This is a genomic window from Paenibacillus sp. EB106-04-04-XG159, from assembly GCF_058791835.1.
Genome location: NZ_JBYTDY010000028.1, coordinates 15,301 through 34,239, shown reverse-complemented (window position 1 = coordinate 34,239; position 18,939 = coordinate 15,301). Strand labels below are relative to the sequence as shown.

Genomic DNA, 18,939 nt, shown 5'->3' with positions numbered 1-18,939 from the left:
GTAAATGTCTTGGCTGGAAATCTGCTCACGAAGCATTCATGGACGAACTGTCGCGCTTAGCTTGACAATCCGTCATAATGAAAAACATATTGTTGAAGTACATCTGGATTATCAATTGCTATCTCCGTACGAACTTCATTAACTTCAAATGGAAATCTAAACGGTTCACTAAAATCATAGAGCATTGATTTACTTCTTTCTTCGGTTGGATTGCTACTACATCCACTTAATAAAAAAATCAATGCTAGAAAAACAAAAGAAATACTCCTCATTGTCTCACTCCTTATTACATTAACTAAAAAGGAAGCATTTTGTTACGCTACTCTGCCCTTTAGCAGGGAAAAGGCAGACGATAATACTGGCTACCTTCTCCTAATTGTTATTGTGGTAAAGTTCCCAGTTAGTTTAGTCTTTTCTCCTCCAGAGTCCTCCGGAACAAGGAACAAACCCACAATCTGAGTACAACGCTTTATGTTTTGAATCATAAGTCAATGTTACAATCTCTAACCCAAAACGTTCAGCCTCTTGAAGTAATTTCTTTACTAAGGCTTGACCTATTCCTTTTCTCTGATGTTGCGGATGTACAATGATATCTTCCATATATCCATGTTGTAATCCCATTCCTGCAATATAACCAAATGCTATTAGTTCATTCTTTTCATCCTTGAGTCCAGCCCAAAAATTGCAACGATCAAATAAAATTGGATAATCAGAATGCCGACCATCCCAACCCACCAGTTCTCTTAAAGTTGGAACTTCATGAGGCTTTAACGGTAAATTAATGACTATCTCTTGATTCAGTTGACCATCTCTCCTTTGCAATTCATCGTTTATTAAAGTTCTTCATCAGCTCACGCACTCCTGCCAGTTAGTTGAAAAAGGCCGCCGATCCATTGCTGTCGACAGCCTTTCCTGATGATTATTGAGCTAAAGTTACCCGTTAGTGTAAAAACAACTTCATTTCCTTACCGTTAAAGAATGACCTAGAAACCAGCTATATAATTCCGGATTATCGTATGTTTCTGTCCAGGAGTTGTGATTCGACTCAGGATAGATTGTGAAAGAGACTTTTCCACCGTTTTCGCGAAGTGCGTCTACCATTTTTTTAGATTCAGCAATAGGAACTATATCATCCTTCGCGCCATGGAATGCCCAGGTGGGTGTTCCTATTAGTTCATGTATCCGGTTGGGGTTACCTCCACCACATATTGGAGCGATAGCCACGAACCTTCCTGGATATTCTGCTGCTAAGTGCCACGTCCCATAACCACCCATGCTTAGCCCCGTCAAGTATAACCGATCTGGATCTACGTTGTAGTTTGCAATGATCTCATCTACTAATGCCATCAATCCGTCTTGTTCAACATTCCAAAAAGAATCCTCCGGGCATTGAGGGGAAATCGTAATGAATGGAAAAGAAGGATCGCGTTCTGCTATCATAGGAATTCCATGTACTTTTACCAACTCCAAATCATCTCCACGTTCACCTGCCCCGTGAAGAAATAAGATTAAAGGCCACTTAATTGAGGATTCTTTTTCATAATGATCTGGTAAATGTAAGAGGTATTTCATCCGCACTTTTTTTGTTATTTCTTTTTCCAATTTATTTGCGGTTTGACTCATTGTATCTCCCTCACTTTTGTGATATCTCCCATATGGGATAAAGATAGAATTCCCCATATTTCCCGAAATTCCTTCAGTTGTATTTTAGCCTTTAACTGAACAGACTACCAATAAGCCTTTACATTCTGTTCATGGTCATAATGTTGAGCTTTTGCTACCCGTTAACAAAAGTTTGCCATAGCAGCACTGGTTGAGGAACTATTGATCTTCCTCTTTTTAGGCTATCAATTATAATGGCGGCTGCACCAATAACAACTTCCCAAGCTGGATCACCGTTTGATCGTACCAATCTGGATGCTGCAGAACATGCTCTCTACTTCGTTCATTGCCGCATGCCTCAAACACGGCCGCTTTGTCTGTCTTCTCGGTATCGACTTCGAAACGAACCGTATGTTTCCCATTCGGAAGCTCCGGCAAGAATACATACTGATTTCGATTATGATCGTTGTGTGGTGTGAATCGATCGACAAGAAAGGGTTCCCCACCATCCACCGACACCTTCAATCTGCCAGAATCAGGCCCCCCGATATCGAATAACCCGATATGGGTTCCCTCGAACTGCACCGTGATAGCCTCTCCAGGATCGACTGCTCGCCATAGGCCGGGGAACAACCAATTGTACTCGCGCACTAAAGCAAAATCATCGGGAGTCATGTAAGACCATCCTGCGGAAAAATGAGTAAGACTATCCAGTGACAGCATGGTCGCATACTCCCAAGGATTGACCGGGACCAAAGGGTCCTGAGGCAAGTGATGTTCGACCCTTCCCACGCGACCTCGAAGTTCGCTAATATTCTCAAACGACCGGGTGATTGTATCCGTGTAAATCTGGTGTCCTTCGGGAATTGTCGGATGAATCGAATCATGCGTAAAAATGACGGCTCCGGGATTGGACTGGTCTGCGCTTGAGGTGAAAATGAGCTTTCCCTCGGACACCAAATGACTGACCGCTACGCCCAGATGAATCGAAGGAATACCGTAATAATCGGCCACTTCCTCTTGCATGAGAGCCCCCTTCTGGTATTCCCCTGACTGAAATCCGACCACATCCCGCTCCTTCAGCGTATAAACGAACAGGATATCGGTAAACCGGCTCCACTTGCGGATCTGACGGACAATTCCTTCAATCCGCGCCTTGGATTCGGGAACTCCGCCATCGTTACCAACAAATTCAACAAACACGAGATCAGGCTGATGACGCAGCACATCCATCTCCAAACGGGCGCAGCCGAGGTCCGATCCTGTCCCAGAAATGCCTGCATTCACAGAGCGGATATCCGCATTGGGATATTGCCCTCGAAGCCAATCCGCCGTCATAACCCTGTATCCTTCAGAACGCGTATTACTGCCACCAAAATAGACGATTGTTACTGTATCCCCATTTTCCAGCTTATGAATGACATTAGGCAGCCCTCTTCGAGGGAATAATTCCTTCATCACGACTTCACCTGACCTCACTTATCGTTTTAGGAGCAAACCATTTTACAGCAAACACTTCATAATAAGGAGAACCATATGTTGCGCAGAAATCAAACCGGATTCGGGTTACACGTGTCGCATCCACTTTATGTTTATTCAACGTAAGATAATTCCCACGGATTATAATTTCACTCTCGGTTCCGTCTTCTAAGGTTAAGGTTACATCATAATCTTGGATAAGTGGCTCGATAGGATGGTCGAAATGCTCCAAATCCAACTGTGAATTGAAAACAAGATGGATTTCGTCTACATTTTTGGGGCCTGCAAAACAGAATTCCAACCATTCCTGTCCTTCCGTACGTTCAGAAATCCAGCCGTTCGGCAGACCATAAGGTCTGGAGAAGCCGTTGACGACATTCTCAGGATTATACATATTCTGGGATGGTAACAGATCCTTGAAGCAAATGCTCTTATTGAATTTCTTCAGCCTGGACGGCTCTTCCGGCTTATAATGGAAGCTGACCGCTCCTGTCATTTTCTCTTCATTGCCGTATACGGCAATGCTCGCCGTACCTTCCAATACGATGTAGATTTTGTCGTCAGCCGGTTTCTTGCAGCCCAAGTCTAGCGTAATCCAGTCGTCATGACCGGCTGCAATAACCAAGCGGTAGTCTTTCAACTCGCAGGTGGGAATGTAGTTTTCCTTCCGTTCCCCGCCAAACAGCTTCACATGCAGCGTTTCCGAATGCTCGGACATATTTTTAATTTTGATTCGTACGCTTTCAGCCACCGATGTCTGAATCGGCAAGGCCAAACATAACCCTTTCTCCAAGGAAATCTCTTCGGTTGGATGAAGATTCTCATAGCTGCGCTGAGACGAGGCACGAATAGTTAATCCGTCAGCGAAGTAAGGATCCAATTCCTCTTGAAGCCCTACAATCGTTTGCCCGTCTCGAAGCAGCAGCGCCTGCAGCTCCCCCATATGAGCTTCGACGATAGCCGCCGGGTCTACCTCATATTTCAAGCATAGCGAAGCAGCCGTTCCAACCGCCTGCCCCATACAACCGCAGGTTGCCATGACCCTTGTAGATCCGAAAGCCACATGGGTAGCACTTATATTGCGACCAGCGAACATGAGATTAGGAATATTTCGTGAATATAAACTGCGGAAAGGAATATTGTACAATCCAGGCACGAAATTCCATGCTGTAGCCGGGCCCTCATCGTAGATGCCCTTATTCGCATGTAAATCCATATACCATCCTCCGACGGATACAGCATCTTCGAAATGCGGCTTTGCTGTAAGATCGTTCTGAGACAACATGTGTTCCCCTATAAACCGCCTCGACTCCCGCTTTCCCGGAATCGGGCATACATAATCCAAGATGAGATTGTCTACATGATCAAATTCGCCGCTATTTTTGATATAATCCCAAATCCCGTACAGCAATTTCCGCAGTTCCAATGCGATGTCTTCATTATTCTTGATAATATCCATATGTCCGCCGTATTCCAGCCACCACAATCCGCCAAGCCCGTTGATTTTTCTTGGAAAAACCCGATGGTTTAAGCCTTTTCTGATACTATCGAAAAAGGCCAACTTCGTAATATCATACGCAAAGCCAGGCCTTTTGTATGGAACGGAATATTCTACGTCACGGGCTTGAAACAGGATCGTATCGCCCATGGTGTAATGGTCCGCCACTTCAGGAGCCAATTCTTCGTTGTATTCATGCTTCGCTTCTCTCCCCCATCGGAAGAGAGCACCTGCTTGATATCCGACAACTCCATCTCCGGAGCAATCGATGTAGGTTCGGCTTTCAAAACGAAATTTTCTTTCGGAAGCCAATTGAAGGCCCTCCACCCATTTAATTCTGCCATTCTCCATGCCCGTTTCATGCACGCATGTATTCAGAAATAGAGAAATGTTAGGCTCATCATAGACCATATCCAACAAGACCGTATCCGAAAGCGAGAGCATAAGCTTCTTGTTGTACAACGGATTATAGTGAAAAATCTTCAATTTGAGTTCTTCCACCAACCCGCCCTCGCGTGCATAATAGGATGGACTGTTTCCGAGATATGCCGACCCGTTGATATGAACCCTGACTTCGCTGCTCGCATTTCCTCCAAGAACCGGTCGATCATTAATAAGTGAAACCTGCAGCCCTTGGCGTGCGGCAGCAATGGCAGCGCATATCCCAGCAATACCTCCGCCTACGACGGTTACATCTGCTTTAATAAGCTCCATTTTGATAACCTCCACGATTAGATACTTCTATCATGGTAATCCTTTTGATCCCCTTTTTTTTACATGATTTCGCGAAAAATTCATACATTCTCAGCAACCTTATTTGGATTCATACCGTGTCATTTTTATCCGATATTGCTTAGGAGTATCACCCGTATATTCTTTAAATAATTTGCAAAAATAACCTTCATTGACGATTCCCACTTCCTCGCACAATTCCAATAAAGAATAATCCTGAACATTTAACAGCTCGAGAGCTAATTGAATTTTTTTACGGTTGATGTAGCTGATAACGCCTTCGTTCATTGTTTTTTTGAATAAGCTGCTAAAATACGACGGTGCTAAATTCACTTGCTCGGCAATAGCCTCCAACGTTAATCGCTGTCTCAGGTTTTTCTCTATAAACCGCATAGCACTCATGATTTCTGCACGATGTACAAGTTGGCCAGCGTGTGCATATTCGAATGTGCAATCGCCAATATAGGCAAGCTGCTCCCGAAAAGCCATAAATTCTATGGGAAACTCTGCTACTTCCGTGGTCAACTTGTTCCCCGATTTAAACTTCACAGTAATGTCTCTGTACAAGTCTCGAAGCATGGGCGCCATGATGGACTTATGGATTTTATGGTCCGTAACAAATTGGTTCAAATCAGCAAATTCTTTCTCCAGCTCTTCCTTGGAAACCTTTCTTTTCACCCAAGCAAGAAAATCAGCCAGTTTCTGCTGAAAGTCCTCTTTTCTGTCATTATGGTAATGGAACCGATGCACGGGTGTTTTTACTACTTTCTCTGTATGATAATAGAAATCCTCACTCACATTTTTAGCTTCTGTGTACGCTTGTTTGATGGATTCCCAGCCTCGGTGCGGACCTCCAAAAGCGACGGATACCCTTTGATTCAAATATTGATGCAAATGGGAGACGATCTGCCCCCCCAATGTCTGGCAAGCATATTCCGTTTCCATATCACTGCGATTATTTTCCCAGGAAAGAAAGCCAATAAAACGATTATCGGATAGATCCGCAGCTACACCTCTGCCACCATTCATCACAGTTTCTTCGATTATATTCGTTATCGCATATTTCAAGATGTTTTGATCAGCCGCTGAGTATTCGTTTCGGAAACTTTCATACAGATTCATTTCAACAATGAAGCAGCAATAGTTGGCTTGAAAGAAATGGAACTGCATGCGATTGGCAAATTCCGATGCCCGATGAGAAGGAATTTCGCCTCTGATAAGCTCGTTAAAAAATTGCTTGCGGACTCTATATTTATTTTCAAGCACGGATACGTTTAACGATTGAATTTCCGCTTCTTTTTTCTTAACCTCATTTAAAATCCCGGCTGCCTTGTCTAAAGCTCGATCCAAATCCGCTTCCCTGAGCGGAACCTTAACAATGTACTCCAATACGTTGGCTTGAATAGCTCTCTGGGCGTATTCAAAGGATGAATAGGCGGTCAAAAGAATGTATTGGGTATGAGGAAGCTCTGGCTTTAGCTGCTCAATCATGGAAATTCCATCCATTCGAGGCATAACGATATCAGATATCACGATATCCGGCTTAAGCTTTACGATCTCCTCTATCCCCTTCAGCCCATTATTCGCTTTTCCCACTAAAAGAAATCGCCTATCCCTATGGGAGAGCTCGTTAAAAAACAATTCCAATCTCTGAATGATTAGATCTTCATCGTCAACAATGAAGCAGGTGTAGTCTCTCACCATCATGCATCTCCTTTAAACAAGCCTGCTGGGAATAAAGCGCGAACACGGGTTATTTCCTTAGGTATGCTTATGATTTGGAGCCCGAACTGTTCTCCGTAGTGAAGTCTTATTCGGCCATGAATATTATTTAACCCGATTCTTTTCCTTTTCACTACCACATCACTAGGTTCTGAAGTTAAAATATGCTTTATTTTATCAGTTGGAATTCCCTCGCCTTGATCAACTACTTCTATTATGACGATGCCGCCCTCCCTGTACGCATGAATAGTAATAGGGCCTTCGATCCCCCCTCCGTTATAACCATGGAAGATACTATTCTCCACAAGGGGCTGCAGCAGCATTCGAAAAACCGGAAAATCTATTAACCCTGCTTCGATATTTTCAATCAAGTGGAAGTTCCTGTTATAGCGGATGTTCTGGATCTCGATATAGTCCGATACATTTCGCAATTCCTGATGTAGTGAAACTTTCTCTGAAGCGTCATCAATCCCGTATTCCAATAATGAAATGAGAGACCCGATCACCACATCTACTTTCTCTATTTGTCCGAGGCGTATAACATTGCTGATAGAACCAAGCGTGTTATACAGAAAATGAGGATTTATTTGTGACTGCAGCACTTGGATTTCCAGCTTGCGCTCAAGTTCATTATGAAGCTCCGCTCGCCGAATCAGTTCCACGATTTGCAGCAGCATACGATCGAAGGCTCGGGAAAGATCTCCAAACTCATCGTTTCGGTTAATCGTTATTGTAGTTGTGAGGAAGCCTTGCTCCACCCGCTTCATTTTTGTTTTGAGCGCATAGAGTGGGTTTCTTATATATTTGGCAATAAAAAAAGAAATGAACAAACTTAAGAGAAGACCTGCAGCTAGAAGCTCGATATAATAGGTTTCCAATCTGGACAAAGCAACTTTCAAGCGTGATTCATCGTTGATCGAGATGATGGTCCAGTTGAATTTCTCCGTCGGTTTTTTCAGAATGGAGACCGGAATGCCATCCTTGGTATGAAGTTGAAAGCTTGTTTCTGTAGTATCCAGAATTTGTTCCGCTGACGTTTCCCCGATTGAAAAAGGTTGATCTTGATTATTCAGTGGTCCTTTATTTTCAGAAAATCCGGCAATGATTTGACCTGATGCGGTGATCAGAGTCAGATTCATTTGTTCTTGTTTATTAATCTTGAACAAGGTTTCTTCAATGGCATTTAGATCCAAATCTACCGCGATGGCCATAGGAAACGGAGCGCCGTTCAAATATCGAACCATCGTAACTGTCCAGCCGGAGTACTTAGATTTGTAAGGATCACTGACAAATGTAGTCCTTCTGTTCTTGTCAGCCGCATCAAACAAAGGTTCTCTTTCAGATAAAGGTTCATCGAATATTCGGGTAGGTGTACTTCCGCCTAGAATGGATAAATCGCTTTTGATCAAATAAATATTACTGACGTAATTACTGTTGAGTTCATATAGCTCTCTTAATTGCTTTTTAATCACTTCCGTATTGTCAATGTTGGCTTTCACCGATGTTTCGACCGAGAACAAGATCGTCTGAAAGGAGGAAAAATTAACCGTGAAATACTGATCGACCTTGTCAAGTATTTGGTTGGTGTAATAAATATCATTGGTTCTTATTTCCTTTTGGATATAGCGATAAGACAATTGGCTTATCAAGATTATGCAGCTTAACACAAACGCAAACACGATAAAAAATAATTTTAAAGGCAAGCTGATTCTTCTTCGCATCGATCATCTTCCTTTTAATTCCGTATTACACTAAGAATAGCATATGACAATAAAGAGAGGGGCTACGAATAGCCACTCTCTTCGTTTATTTTACTTGATGATGCCGGCTTCTTTAAATTGCTTGATTGCTGTATCCTTATATTTCTGCATGTCAAACTTGGTATCCAACGTTTGTAGGAAATTGTCCCAGTTGGAAAGAGGGTCTTTGCCCGTCATAAATTTGACTAAGCTTTCATTAATGAAACGTGTGCGGTCAGCCGCCAAGGTATCGCTGGGGTCTGCGGTCAATAAATTCCCTGGCAACGTTGGCCCCACATATTTCTGATTATTCATGAAAGCTTCTGTCGTCTTAGGATTCTGAAAGCTGAAGTACTCAGCATCATCACCATGGCGCGGCATTCTATAATGATCGACCCATAGGTACTTTTCTTTCATTTCCTTCGATAATTCGGAGGTTTTATTTTTGATCTTGCCGTCCACCAAATCCCAATGAATCCCTTTAATTCCGTATGCAAAATTCGGATATGCTTCTTTGTCCGTAAAGAGATAATTCAGCATAGACAAGATCCGAATGATTTTGTCCTTATCCGCTTTCTTAGATATGGCCCATGAATTACCTTGGAACGATTTTCTCTCTACAATTTGATCACCGTAAGGACCTTTCATTGGAGGAATGACTATCCATTCCGGCACCTCTCCACTGACTTCTTTCATTTTCTGCTGATAATCCGGTTCCAGCCTACGGGCATCTCTTATCATGAAGCCAACTTTACCCTTAAATAACTTTTGGTCCAACAAATCAGGCGTATTCATCGTCACCCAGTCTGGGTCTACCACATTTGCTGCCATCATTTTATTAATGTAAGCAAGCGCCTCTTTCATTTTAGGATCGATAAATAGGAATATCGGTTTATTATCTTTCACTTCAATGGCTGAGGGAGGATTGACGCCAAACATCCACATCAAGCTATCGAAGCCGTAGGTTTGCAGATTGCCTTCTTTATTCATACCGCCTATGAATCCGTACGTATCGTTTATGCCATTACCGTCCGGGTCTTTCTCTGTAAAGGCTTTCATAACTTCAAACAGCTCATCAGGTGTCGTTGGCACTTCCATATTCAGCTTTTTCAGCCAGTCATTGCGGATGAAGAAGCTTCGACTGATACCGTTTACATTATCATAACCTGGAACTCCAATGGTTTTTCCTTGATAGGACATCGCCTCCCAGGAGTCGTTGCTAAAACGTTTCTGCAATTCAGGAAACTGATCCAGATACGGTGTCAAATCCGCAAGAACGCCTTGGTCATAATATTGCGCGAGGTCAGCCCGGCTCTTTAAGAAGATCAAATCTGGAATATCCCCGCCTGCAATGAGCGTATTCAGTTTGGTTGTTGCTTGCCCAGCTTGAGGAATCAACATATCCAATTCGATGTTCATCGCTTCTTCCAACATTTGGCGTTGGATATCTTCATCACGTGGAGGTATCGGAGCGGCAGCATTGAAAGTACCTTGGTTAAACATCGAGATTTTCATTTTGTTCGCAAACTTGTTATCCGTGGATGGTGAGCTGCTCGAAGCTGTCGGCTTAACTTCTTCTTGTTCCCCACATCCTGACAATAGCGTTCCAAGTCCTACGATAGCAGCCAGAATAGTAAATGAAATCTTCTTACGTTGCATATTGACCTCTCCTTTTGCTTGTAAATGTATTATCACGGTGTCCCCGTAACAACCTAGATATGAATTGCCTTTTAACCTTTAATCGAGCCCATGAGCACACCCTTAGTAAAATGCTTCTGCATAAATGGATAAACGATCAAAATCGGAACCGTAGTCACGACGACAGCGGCCATTTGCACAGCGAACTTGCTAACCGCTCCGGAATTGGCAATCGAATCAGCGCTTTGTGTTGCGACGTTAAGCAGAATGTTGCGCAAGACAACTTGAAGCGGCATTAAGTTCGAATCATTTAAGTAAACAATAGCATCGAAATAACTGTTCCAATGTCCCACTGCGTAAAATAAGGAAATGGTGGCGAGGACGGGCAAGGAAAGGGGTAAAATGATCCTCCATAGCGACTGAAGTTCACTTGCGCCGTCTACCCTCGCCGATTCCTCGATTTCAGCAGGCAATTGCTCGAAAAAGCCTTTAATGATCACCAGATTAAATGCACTAATAAGATGCGGAATAATCAATACCCACGGACTGTTTAGCAATCCTAGTGAGCGGATTAACAAATAAGTCGGAATTAATCCTCCGCTAAACATCATGGTAAACACAATGAATAGTAAAAATGAGCTGCGTCCCGGCAAGTATTTTTTGGATAACGGATAAGCCGCTATTATCGTAAAAAACACATTTAGTGCAGTGCCTACAATCGTTCGAAACAATGTAATTTTATACGCCTGCCCTATACCATGAGAAATGAATACTTCTTTATAGGCTACAAAGGTAAAGGATTCTGGTATAATAACAATTCCTTTTCTTAACACTTCCGATTCTGGCGTCACTGAAACAGCAACCACATATAGAAAGGGAAGCAAGCAAAGCAGAGATAGTAAAATAAGAATAAAATAAACGGCTGCTTGCCATACTTTTTCACCGATTGTCAGATTAATCATACGAAAAACCACCTCACCAGATTTGCCCATCGAATTTTTTGGCGAGCTTGTTCGCAGCCAAAACTAATATAAATCCGATGACAGCTTTAAACAATCCTACAGCAGTAGCCAAGCCAATCTTAAGTCGCTCCAACCCTTCACGGTATACCCATGTGTCGATAATGTCGATCTTCTCCTGGTTAAAACTGTTAGCAAACATGAAGATTTGGTCAAAGCCAGCATCCAGAATATGGCTTAATTTAAGGATCAGCATCAGAATAATGACTCCTCGAATGCCGGGTAATGTGACATGCAATAGCTGTCTCCACTTGGAAGCGCCATCAATTCGAGCCGCTTCATATAAGCTTGGATCGATTCCTGCTAATGCGGCAAGGTACAATATCGCTCCCCATCCAATATCCTTCCATATTTCAGATAAGATGATCAGCAGTCTGCCCCAGGCAGGTTCCGTTAAAAAGGAGATGGGTTGAACCCCATTTTCCTTCAAAATCATATTAAAAAGGCCATCTCCTGGGGCTAATAATGCCACCATGAGTCCATAAACAATGACCCATGACAGAAAATGGGGCAAATAAGTGATCGTTTGTACGATTTTCTTAAACCATTGGGTATAAACTTCATTGAGAAGCAAAGCTAGCACGATGGGAGCGGAGAAACCGAACAATAACTTATACAGCGATATGATAACCGTATTTCTCATGATGTCCCAGAAATATACACCATTAATAAAATCTTCAAAGTTTTTGAATCCTACCCATGGGCTATCCCATAGTCCCAAAGCCAGGTTATAGTTTTTGAAAGCAATTATGATTCCCGCCATAGGAATGTATTTGAATACTACAAAGTAAACTAATGCCGGGAACAATAGAGCATACATCACTTTATACTTTTGTATCGTTCTTATCCATGAATTCCGCTTTTTGGAGAGGGGAATGGCGTCCGCTGCCAATTTCGCTTGCATATCTTCACCTCGTCTTTATTTATACTTGTATAATAGCATCCCCCTATTGGATAAATTTCTGTAATTTCAAGAATTTCTTATAAGATATTAAGTAAGTACAGCCTTGGATAATTCCAATACAATAGGCATGAAAAGGAGCTATTCCATCTAAGTGAAGATCGTATTCGTGGAATCGTTTGTGAGCGAAGGACGAATTAGGGTAAATCAAGCTTTTGTGTCGTTGGACAGATGTGTCACCACCATAAATCAAAACAGCGGCAGCATGGACAAAAAAATTCCTAGACTGACCGCTGTTTTAATGTTCACGAACAATAGTACATTGTTCCTCTATACACGCTACCAGCGCACCGGCTCTTCGTTCCGCCATAGAATCCAGCGGCTTGATTCCATTTAATATTTTAAGCACACACACGAGCAGCATGGGTTTCTTTACATTAGCAATTCCATTGGAGTAAGTACCGAAAAATATGTTTTGGAATATCCAATCTATAATCCCAATTCATCGAACTTTACAATTTTTCTTATTGGAAAGATTGAGCCACAACGAATACAATTATCTTTAACTGGAACCCCTAACTCAACATTATATGTATTACAGCTTGGGCAAAACTCTGCTCCAAGGTATTGTTCACCGAATGAGTTGATTCTCTTAATTTCGCCATTGGGCAGTATGAAATCAATTCCGTCCCCACCATTTGACATTACAGGTCCGAAAACAATAAATATTGCACATTCATCACAAATGTATACTCCTTCTTTATTCGCTCGAAAAATTAGCCCAGTTTGTTCAGGTTTCTTAGTACAAAATGAACATGTTATTTCTTGTTGCTCCATAACAGCCCCCCCCAATAAACATATATTTACAATTTACTGTTCGTCAGACAATTCATAATTCCTTTATTTCCATAGATTTGTCTTAGACTACCCCAATCGTAATGAACATTCCAAAAGTATTTTTATAAAAATGATTAGTATTACATTAGGGAGAATTATGAGTCATAATCGAAATAAGTAACGAGAAAGGTTGTGATAAATGTGAAAATAAGAAACATAACCGAAACGGATGAATTTCAAGAAGTTATTAGATTGATCGATGACACCTTTCACAGGTTAGCTTACCTTCCTGACATAACGTATGAGAGAACAATTGAAGACTTTAAACGAACGTATCTTGATACAGAAGGTAATACAGGATTTGTAGCTATGGATGGAAACAAGCTTGCTGCCTTTATGGGAGTTAAACGCTCCAAATTAACGAAGAATGGAGTCTTGGAATTTGGCTTTGTCGAAGATATTCCAACAGAAGCGCTTCAAACTATGATTGACTGCTGTTCAGAGAACATTAGGAAGTTAGGTGGAAGCAAGCTTTTTGTATTTACTAACACCCAGTTCGGTCAAGTTCGAAACCGAGTAATTACAATGTGGGAGCAAATGGGATTTATCTCAGATGAGTTTACTTTAGTGACTGCATCTTTGGATTTAAATTGTTGGGAAGAATCAGATCAATTTAACATAACTGGAATTCAACCCTCTTCGGTTATGGACTTTCATACGATTCAAGAAGTGCTTTTAGAAGATGGCGAAGACAGCATGGCTGAAAATGTTGGGAATGTATATGATTTAGAGCGTAAGCCAGACGAAATCGTCTTAACACTCAGAGATGAAGGTTCGGGCGAAATTTCTGGAATTGCTTATTATCGAGTCAATATATATGATTTCGGGAATAGCAAAGAGCTATATGCTTCTGCGTTTGGATTGCATTTTCGTCCAAGGTTTGAAGTAAAGAGCGAAGAGAAAAAAAGATTATTACATGCTGCCTTATTATCCATGAAACAATTGAATGTGCAGTCTGTTATAACCCGAATGACTTTAAAGCATTTTGATGTCTTTTCCGCACTTGTTGCGGAGGGGTTCAATAACAATAATTTAGAAAATGCAAACATCATTCGTCTACAGAAACGTATAAGTCCAATATGAAAAAATATATTAATGCTAAAGAAATATTGCCAGCCGAGCTGATTCAAGAAATACAAAAATATGTGCGCGGAAAGCATATCTATATTCCTCAAACCGTACGAGAAGATTGGGGATCTTCAACAGGAATTCGTGATGAGATTGATAACAGAAATGATGAGATATTCCGTAAATATAATGAAGGATATCGATTCGATCAACTAGCGGAGCTATTCCATCTAAGTGAAGATCGTATTCGTGGAATCGTTTGTGAGCGAAGGACGTATTAGGGTAAATCAAGCTTTTGTGTCGTTGGACAGATGTGTCACCATCATAAATCAAAACAGCGGAAGCCATGGACGAAAAAGTCTTAGACTGACCGCTGTTTTAATGTTCACCAACTAGAATAAATTGTTCCTATATTTATGCTACCAGCGCACCGGCTCCTCGTTCCGCCATAGAATCCAGCGGCTTGTTTCCGATATATCTGCAGTACCTATCGTATATTCATCCCTGAACCCGCTGTTCAGGTCAATAAAGTGGAGCATGCCTCCGTATGTTCCTACCGCTAACCGCGCTTCATCTGTTGATAAGACCATCCCGGAAATCGTACTGCCGACAAAATGACGCCACACCTGTTGACCTTCTCGGTTAATATATCGAAGATAACCGTTGGCGTCGCCTAAGATATGGCCATTTTTCAGAGCGACTGCGGCGTATACGCGCATTTCGTCGTCCATGGGATCCCACTCTTCATTGTCTTTGGCAGTATCTTGCCCGGCCGCTGAAACTGGCACACGAATCGTCACACCATTATAGAAATGACAGGAATTATACCACACCTCGCGACTATCCCGGGAAAAAAGAGCAAAATGCGGATAACTGGAATCAGGCGCAATTGAATATTCAGTACCATCAGTCAAATCTCGCAGTAAATGCTCACTGCACTGGCTGCCATAAGCAATCCAGCGTTCATCCGGTGAAACAGCTCCATGAGCCATAGCAATGGACGTATTCTCAAAATCATCATCCTCTAAAAGCTCAGATATGTCCGGATGAATCAGCGTTGCCTGTCCACTTTCCACTGTATAAATTCCGAGATCGGATACAAGCAATACCTTTTTTCCTTTGCCATACGGAATCGCTTCGATCAACACACACTCCGGATGCTCTTCATCTGCAAGGGATTCCAAGTTAGCGAGAGATGCTTTGATGCTGCTTCGAATATTTTCCCACGCAAAAAATGCAGTCTCCTCACCCTCTAAACGACAATCCATTTCACGCACGATCCGAATGCCTTCCTGATTAACAAGAGCGAAATAATTTCCGTCCGGCGAGCAACCGACATGATCCAGCCCCTTAAGCTCGGTTATTTGATCCTGATAAACAAGGTACAACGGTCCGCCCATTCCGGGATACCCAGTATGTACAATGACACCGCCATCCTTCATAAAGCCAGCGGGCCTAATTGCCTGCAGTTCTTGCTCACGTGAATGCGTAATCGGCCACGTTGCCGGTGGCAATTCCCGACGAAGCCGTTCTACATCTCCAGCTTTATTTGCAGCGCGAATCATCTTAACCACAGCCGAAGACATAAGATGACGCTGGTCATTCTCCGGTTCCCTTTGTTTTTGCTTCCAGTCGGTTTCCATTCCGATTCGTACATATTCGTTTATTTCAGAAGCATACCTTTTGCCTTCGCTGCGCCAGTTTGCTGCTAGCTCTTCATTTAACCAACTCAAATGATTGTCCTCCTCATGAATGTGTTGAGGTCTTGATTCTAGGTATCCATCGAAATGTCATCCCATTGTTCATCCCGATGGCCGGTCATCCAGAACAGCCCCCTGCGTCTTTCCATAACGATACTTTCATTCATGCCGGCAGGAGCTTCTTCTCCTTTAATTCTGCTATTTACACATGCCCAATGGAGTCTATAAATTTTGTCTGCTTCATCTAGTATTTCTTGTTTGCTGCGCATCGTCGTATTCTGATAGAACTGTTCAAACGATTCACAGTTGGAAACGATGTTAATCGCATAATCGCAGTCGCATACCTGATCAGGGAATTCAAGTGAATCTACAAGACCCAATGCCCATATAAGCGGCCAATACGCTTCATATTGCCAAGTTAGATTGACCGCCTCTTGCACATCTGGTTCATCATTCTGCAAGAAGCTGCTTTCAGCCTCAGTCAGGCAATTTTCCACGCCATATTTCTGCAGCATGCCTATAAAGAAGTTTCTGGACTCATGGATATCTCGGCTTTGCGCCACATCGCAAGCGTATTGGATCACGATCAGTAAGGCGACGGCTCTTTTTGCGATCTCTTCCTGTGTTTTAAACTGACATTGTACTAATGGCGGCAGCTGAGGCATCCAAGTAATATACGGAATACCCTTTTCATTTAAATAAGCAATACTTCTGTCTTTTCGCTGCTCACCTTCCTCGGATGTGATCTCAGGCCCCAGCACCTTTCTCGGAGCGGCATGAGGTCTGAAGTCGGACGAACCCGAACTGCCGTCAGGATAAACAATGACTTCTCCATCTTGATCAAGTAATATTCCATTTGGCAAAAAGCCGATCCCGCCAATTTCCGATAGCAGCTTCGTAAATAGCTGCATCAGCCCGTCGTTCAGTTCCTTCTCGGATTCGATGGCAACCATCGTATTTAGGACGGATATTTGAGTCATTACCAGCTCTTTAAGATTCTCATCTGCAAAAGGAATACGATCATAGAACCCCATCATACCGGGAATATTCTTCGAGAAATAATCGGGATTTGTTTCTTCGGATGCGACTCTGATCGTGATCTTATGTTTGTTGAACAGCGTCTTGGACTTGATGAAGTATTCATTTTCGTTCACTTTTACGTCAAAGCCCTTAGCAAAAACGTCTGCTATCTTCGCTTCAATGTCGTTAATGTCGTTCCTGGATGCAAATATCGTGAAATGATTCAAAACTAGTTCCTCCTCATGTTGCCTTGCAAGCATTTTTGATAGAATGATTATCCAACTGATACCAGTTTATATAAACATCTATTAAACTTCAACTGACCGAAGGGACTACTTCTTTATGCAATAGAATGGGTATAGCGTAAACGCGGTGGCAAAGCAAAATATCGCGGTATCAGTAACGAGCAAGTGTGCGTATTGGTAGCTCGTGATCGTCAGAAGATGACTTTCTCTGGCGTTCTTGGACGTGGGTGTATTCGGACTACAAAATTGGATGAAGCAATTGGAGCTCAATTGTCCAATTCAAACATCCTTTGTACTGATTCATGGCGAGCATTTAGCTCTTATGCCAATTCCAAAGGCTTAGACCATTTTACCGCTTCAAGTCAGACGGGAAGCAACGTGTGAAAGGTGTATACCATATCCTGACGTGAACAATTATCACAGCCGCTTGAAGAAATGGATGGACCGCTTTAATGGCGTTGCAACGAAGTATTTGCAACATTATTTGGCTTGGTTTCGTTTTTTAGAGAGCAAGGAATATGAAAACACAACGTCGAATAAGAAAAATATGTTAGTTAAATCGTGTATGTTTACCGTTAAAGATACGAACGCCAAACTTCGACGGATGTTCTACTGTTGAGCCATCGGGTAATAACTCAGTAAAGGATATTACGAAGAGATTGGAGGATGTACAATATGTTTGTAAACTCAATAAAGCTCAGAATCCCGTTGTTCCTTTTCCTAATTGGTATCACATCTGGAGTAGTTCAATTGATAAACCCAACATCATTGAATCACATCATCACAGTGTGTTTTTTACGTTCATTGGATTGTCGGTCTACACCTGCGAAAAGATTGGTTTGAATGAGAAAAAAGTAAATCCCTTAATAGCTTTTGCAATAATCATAATAGGCATAGGAATTGACCTGGTCACAATGACATAAATCGCCTAGTTATACCTCCCTTTACGGGGCGGTAATATTTTTGGTTAAAAATCAACATTAAATATTAACATAGCCTAAACAAAAGAGTCTGGTCATCTCACCAAGCTCATTCTAATTTTATGTTTTGATTTCATAAACCAACGTATCAAAATACACTCCGTCTGCGTAAAACAATATCGCCCATTCGCCTGCCAAAGGAATTTTCACAGTTGATGGTATATGTGCATCAGCACCATTTAGTGCTCCAGCGACTTCAATCGTCCACTTATCTGCTCTATTCGTTAGAATTGGATACACGGTCTGTGTCTCTTTGTGAAAACCTACAATCGTTAGGTCAGCCCTCGAAGTTCCCCATAAGTGCCACATCCACTTCTGGCTATTCGTTTGTTGATTCATTTGAAGTGAACCTATTATTCCTGATTTGTTTTCATTCCCCATCATATTTCGATCTCCAAATTTAACAGCTTTCCTGTCCCAATCGATGTTCTCGAGTTCGCTTGTACTGATGAAGCTTGGTGAATTATCGGGTAATACAACTCTTTCTTCGTTTCTTGTACAGCTTGTAAGAAAAAAGAATAAACACAAAAACAACATGGTAATAACAGTTTTAACCTTCAAATTAACACCCCCAACCACGCTTAAATTAGTAATATATATTCTGATCCAGAGTGATACCTCCACAATTGTTGATAGTTGAATAAAAAGTGAATAAAAGATAAAACCTACATGCATCACCCAATTCAAGGTGTAGGAGAA

The 18,939-nt window shown here is 42.0% G+C and carries 16 protein-coding genes and 1 pseudogene; 3 read left to right on the top strand and 14 right to left on the bottom strand.

The genetic code is table 11. The features are described 5' to 3' along the window. Positions 1-56 precede the first annotated feature (56 nt). From AC3WTP_RS22400 to AC3WTP_RS22350, 11 genes are all read right to left on the bottom strand, one after another. Positions 57-272 carry a hypothetical protein gene (locus AC3WTP_RS22400; RefSeq protein WP_492396841.1) on the bottom strand — a complete coding sequence of 72 codons (216 nt, stop codon included), beginning with the start codon at positions 270-272 and terminating at the stop codon, positions 57-59. A gap of 133 nt (positions 273-405) precedes the next feature. Continuing rightward, positions 406-801: a GNAT family N-acetyltransferase gene (locus AC3WTP_RS22395; RefSeq protein ID WP_492396845.1), complete on the bottom strand. Its 396-nt coding sequence runs from the start codon at positions 799-801 to the stop codon at positions 406-408. Positions 802-957: 156 nt separating this feature from the next. Beyond that, positions 958-1,623, bottom strand: a complete 666-nt coding sequence (locus tag AC3WTP_RS22390) for a carboxylesterase family protein (RefSeq protein WP_492396840.1) — start codon at positions 1,621-1,623, stop codon at positions 958-960. Between the two features lie 228 nt (positions 1,624-1,851). Beyond that, positions 1,852-3,060, bottom strand: coding sequence for an SGNH/GDSL hydrolase family protein (locus AC3WTP_RS22385; RefSeq protein ID WP_492396839.1), 1,209 nt, complete (start codon positions 3,058-3,060; stop codon positions 1,852-1,854). 7 nt (positions 3,061-3,067) lie between these two features. Beyond that, a complete protein-coding gene (locus AC3WTP_RS22380; protein WP_492396838.1) occupies positions 3,068-5,293 on the bottom strand; it encodes an FAD-dependent oxidoreductase in 2,226 nt (741 codons plus the stop codon). A 99-nt stretch (positions 5,294-5,392) separates the two neighbouring features. Further along, complete coding sequence (locus AC3WTP_RS22375) at positions 5,393-7,015, bottom strand: response regulator transcription factor (RefSeq protein WP_492396844.1); 1,623 nt, start codon at positions 7,013-7,015, stop codon at positions 5,393-5,395. Continuing rightward, positions 7,015-8,754, bottom strand: a complete 1,740-nt coding sequence (locus AC3WTP_RS22370) for a sensor histidine kinase (protein ID WP_492396837.1) — start codon at positions 8,752-8,754, stop codon at positions 7,015-7,017. The genes AC3WTP_RS22375 and AC3WTP_RS22370 overlap by 1 nt, the downstream gene beginning before the upstream one ends. 90 nt (positions 8,755-8,844) lie before the next feature. Beyond that, complete coding sequence (locus tag AC3WTP_RS22365; protein ID WP_492396836.1) at positions 8,845-10,431, bottom strand: extracellular solute-binding protein; 1,587 nt, start codon at positions 10,429-10,431, stop codon at positions 8,845-8,847. 71 nt (positions 10,432-10,502) lie between these two features. Beyond that, on the bottom strand, positions 10,503-11,372 hold the full coding sequence (locus AC3WTP_RS22360) for a carbohydrate ABC transporter permease (protein ID WP_492396835.1): 870 nt from the start codon (positions 11,370-11,372) through the stop codon (positions 10,503-10,505). A 13-nt stretch (positions 11,373-11,385) separates the two neighbouring features. Then, the gene (locus AC3WTP_RS22355) at positions 11,386-12,333 is read right to left on the bottom strand and encodes an ABC transporter permease (RefSeq protein WP_492396834.1); all 948 of its coding nucleotides are present in this window, start codon (positions 12,331-12,333) and stop codon (positions 11,386-11,388) included. 486 nt (positions 12,334-12,819) lie between these two features. Further along, a complete protein-coding gene (locus AC3WTP_RS22350) occupies positions 12,820-13,167 on the bottom strand; it encodes a ClpX C4-type zinc finger protein (protein ID WP_492396833.1) in 348 nt (115 codons plus the stop codon). A gap of 201 nt (positions 13,168-13,368) precedes the next feature. Between AC3WTP_RS22350 and AC3WTP_RS22345 the strand changes: the two genes are divergently transcribed. Continuing rightward, positions 13,369-14,310 (top strand): hypothetical protein, encoded by a 942-nt coding sequence (locus AC3WTP_RS22345; RefSeq protein ID WP_492396832.1) that lies wholly within the window; start codon positions 13,369-13,371, stop codon positions 14,308-14,310. After that, entirely contained in the window at positions 14,307-14,576 is a 270-nt protein-coding gene (locus AC3WTP_RS22340) for a CD3324 family protein (RefSeq protein WP_492396831.1), read from the top strand. The genes AC3WTP_RS22345 and AC3WTP_RS22340 overlap by 4 nt, the downstream gene beginning before the upstream one ends. Before the next feature lie 138 nt (positions 14,577-14,714). Here AC3WTP_RS22340 and AC3WTP_RS22335 read toward each other — a convergent pair whose 3' ends face one another. Further along, positions 14,715-16,028 (bottom strand): WD40 repeat domain-containing protein, encoded by a 1,314-nt coding sequence (locus AC3WTP_RS22335; RefSeq protein WP_492396830.1) that lies wholly within the window; start codon positions 16,026-16,028, stop codon positions 14,715-14,717. A 38-nt stretch (positions 16,029-16,066) separates the two neighbouring features. Next, on the bottom strand, positions 16,067-17,242 hold the full coding sequence (locus tag AC3WTP_RS22330; protein WP_492396829.1) for a DUF4272 domain-containing protein: 1,176 nt from the start codon (positions 17,240-17,242) through the stop codon (positions 16,067-16,069). A 135-nt stretch (positions 17,243-17,377) separates the two neighbouring features. On the opposite strand from AC3WTP_RS22330, the pseudogene AC3WTP_RS22325 reads away from it, so the two are divergent. Continuing rightward, a pseudogene (locus AC3WTP_RS22325) lies at positions 17,378-17,879 on the top strand (IS1595 family transposase); the annotation flags it as partial. Positions 17,880-18,300: 421 nt separating this feature from the next. Here AC3WTP_RS22325 and AC3WTP_RS22320 read toward each other — a convergent pair. Further along, positions 18,301-18,801: a DUF4871 domain-containing protein gene (locus tag AC3WTP_RS22320; RefSeq protein ID WP_492396828.1), complete on the bottom strand. Its 501-nt coding sequence runs from the start codon at positions 18,799-18,801 to the stop codon at positions 18,301-18,303. Positions 18,802-18,939 lie beyond the last annotated feature (138 nt).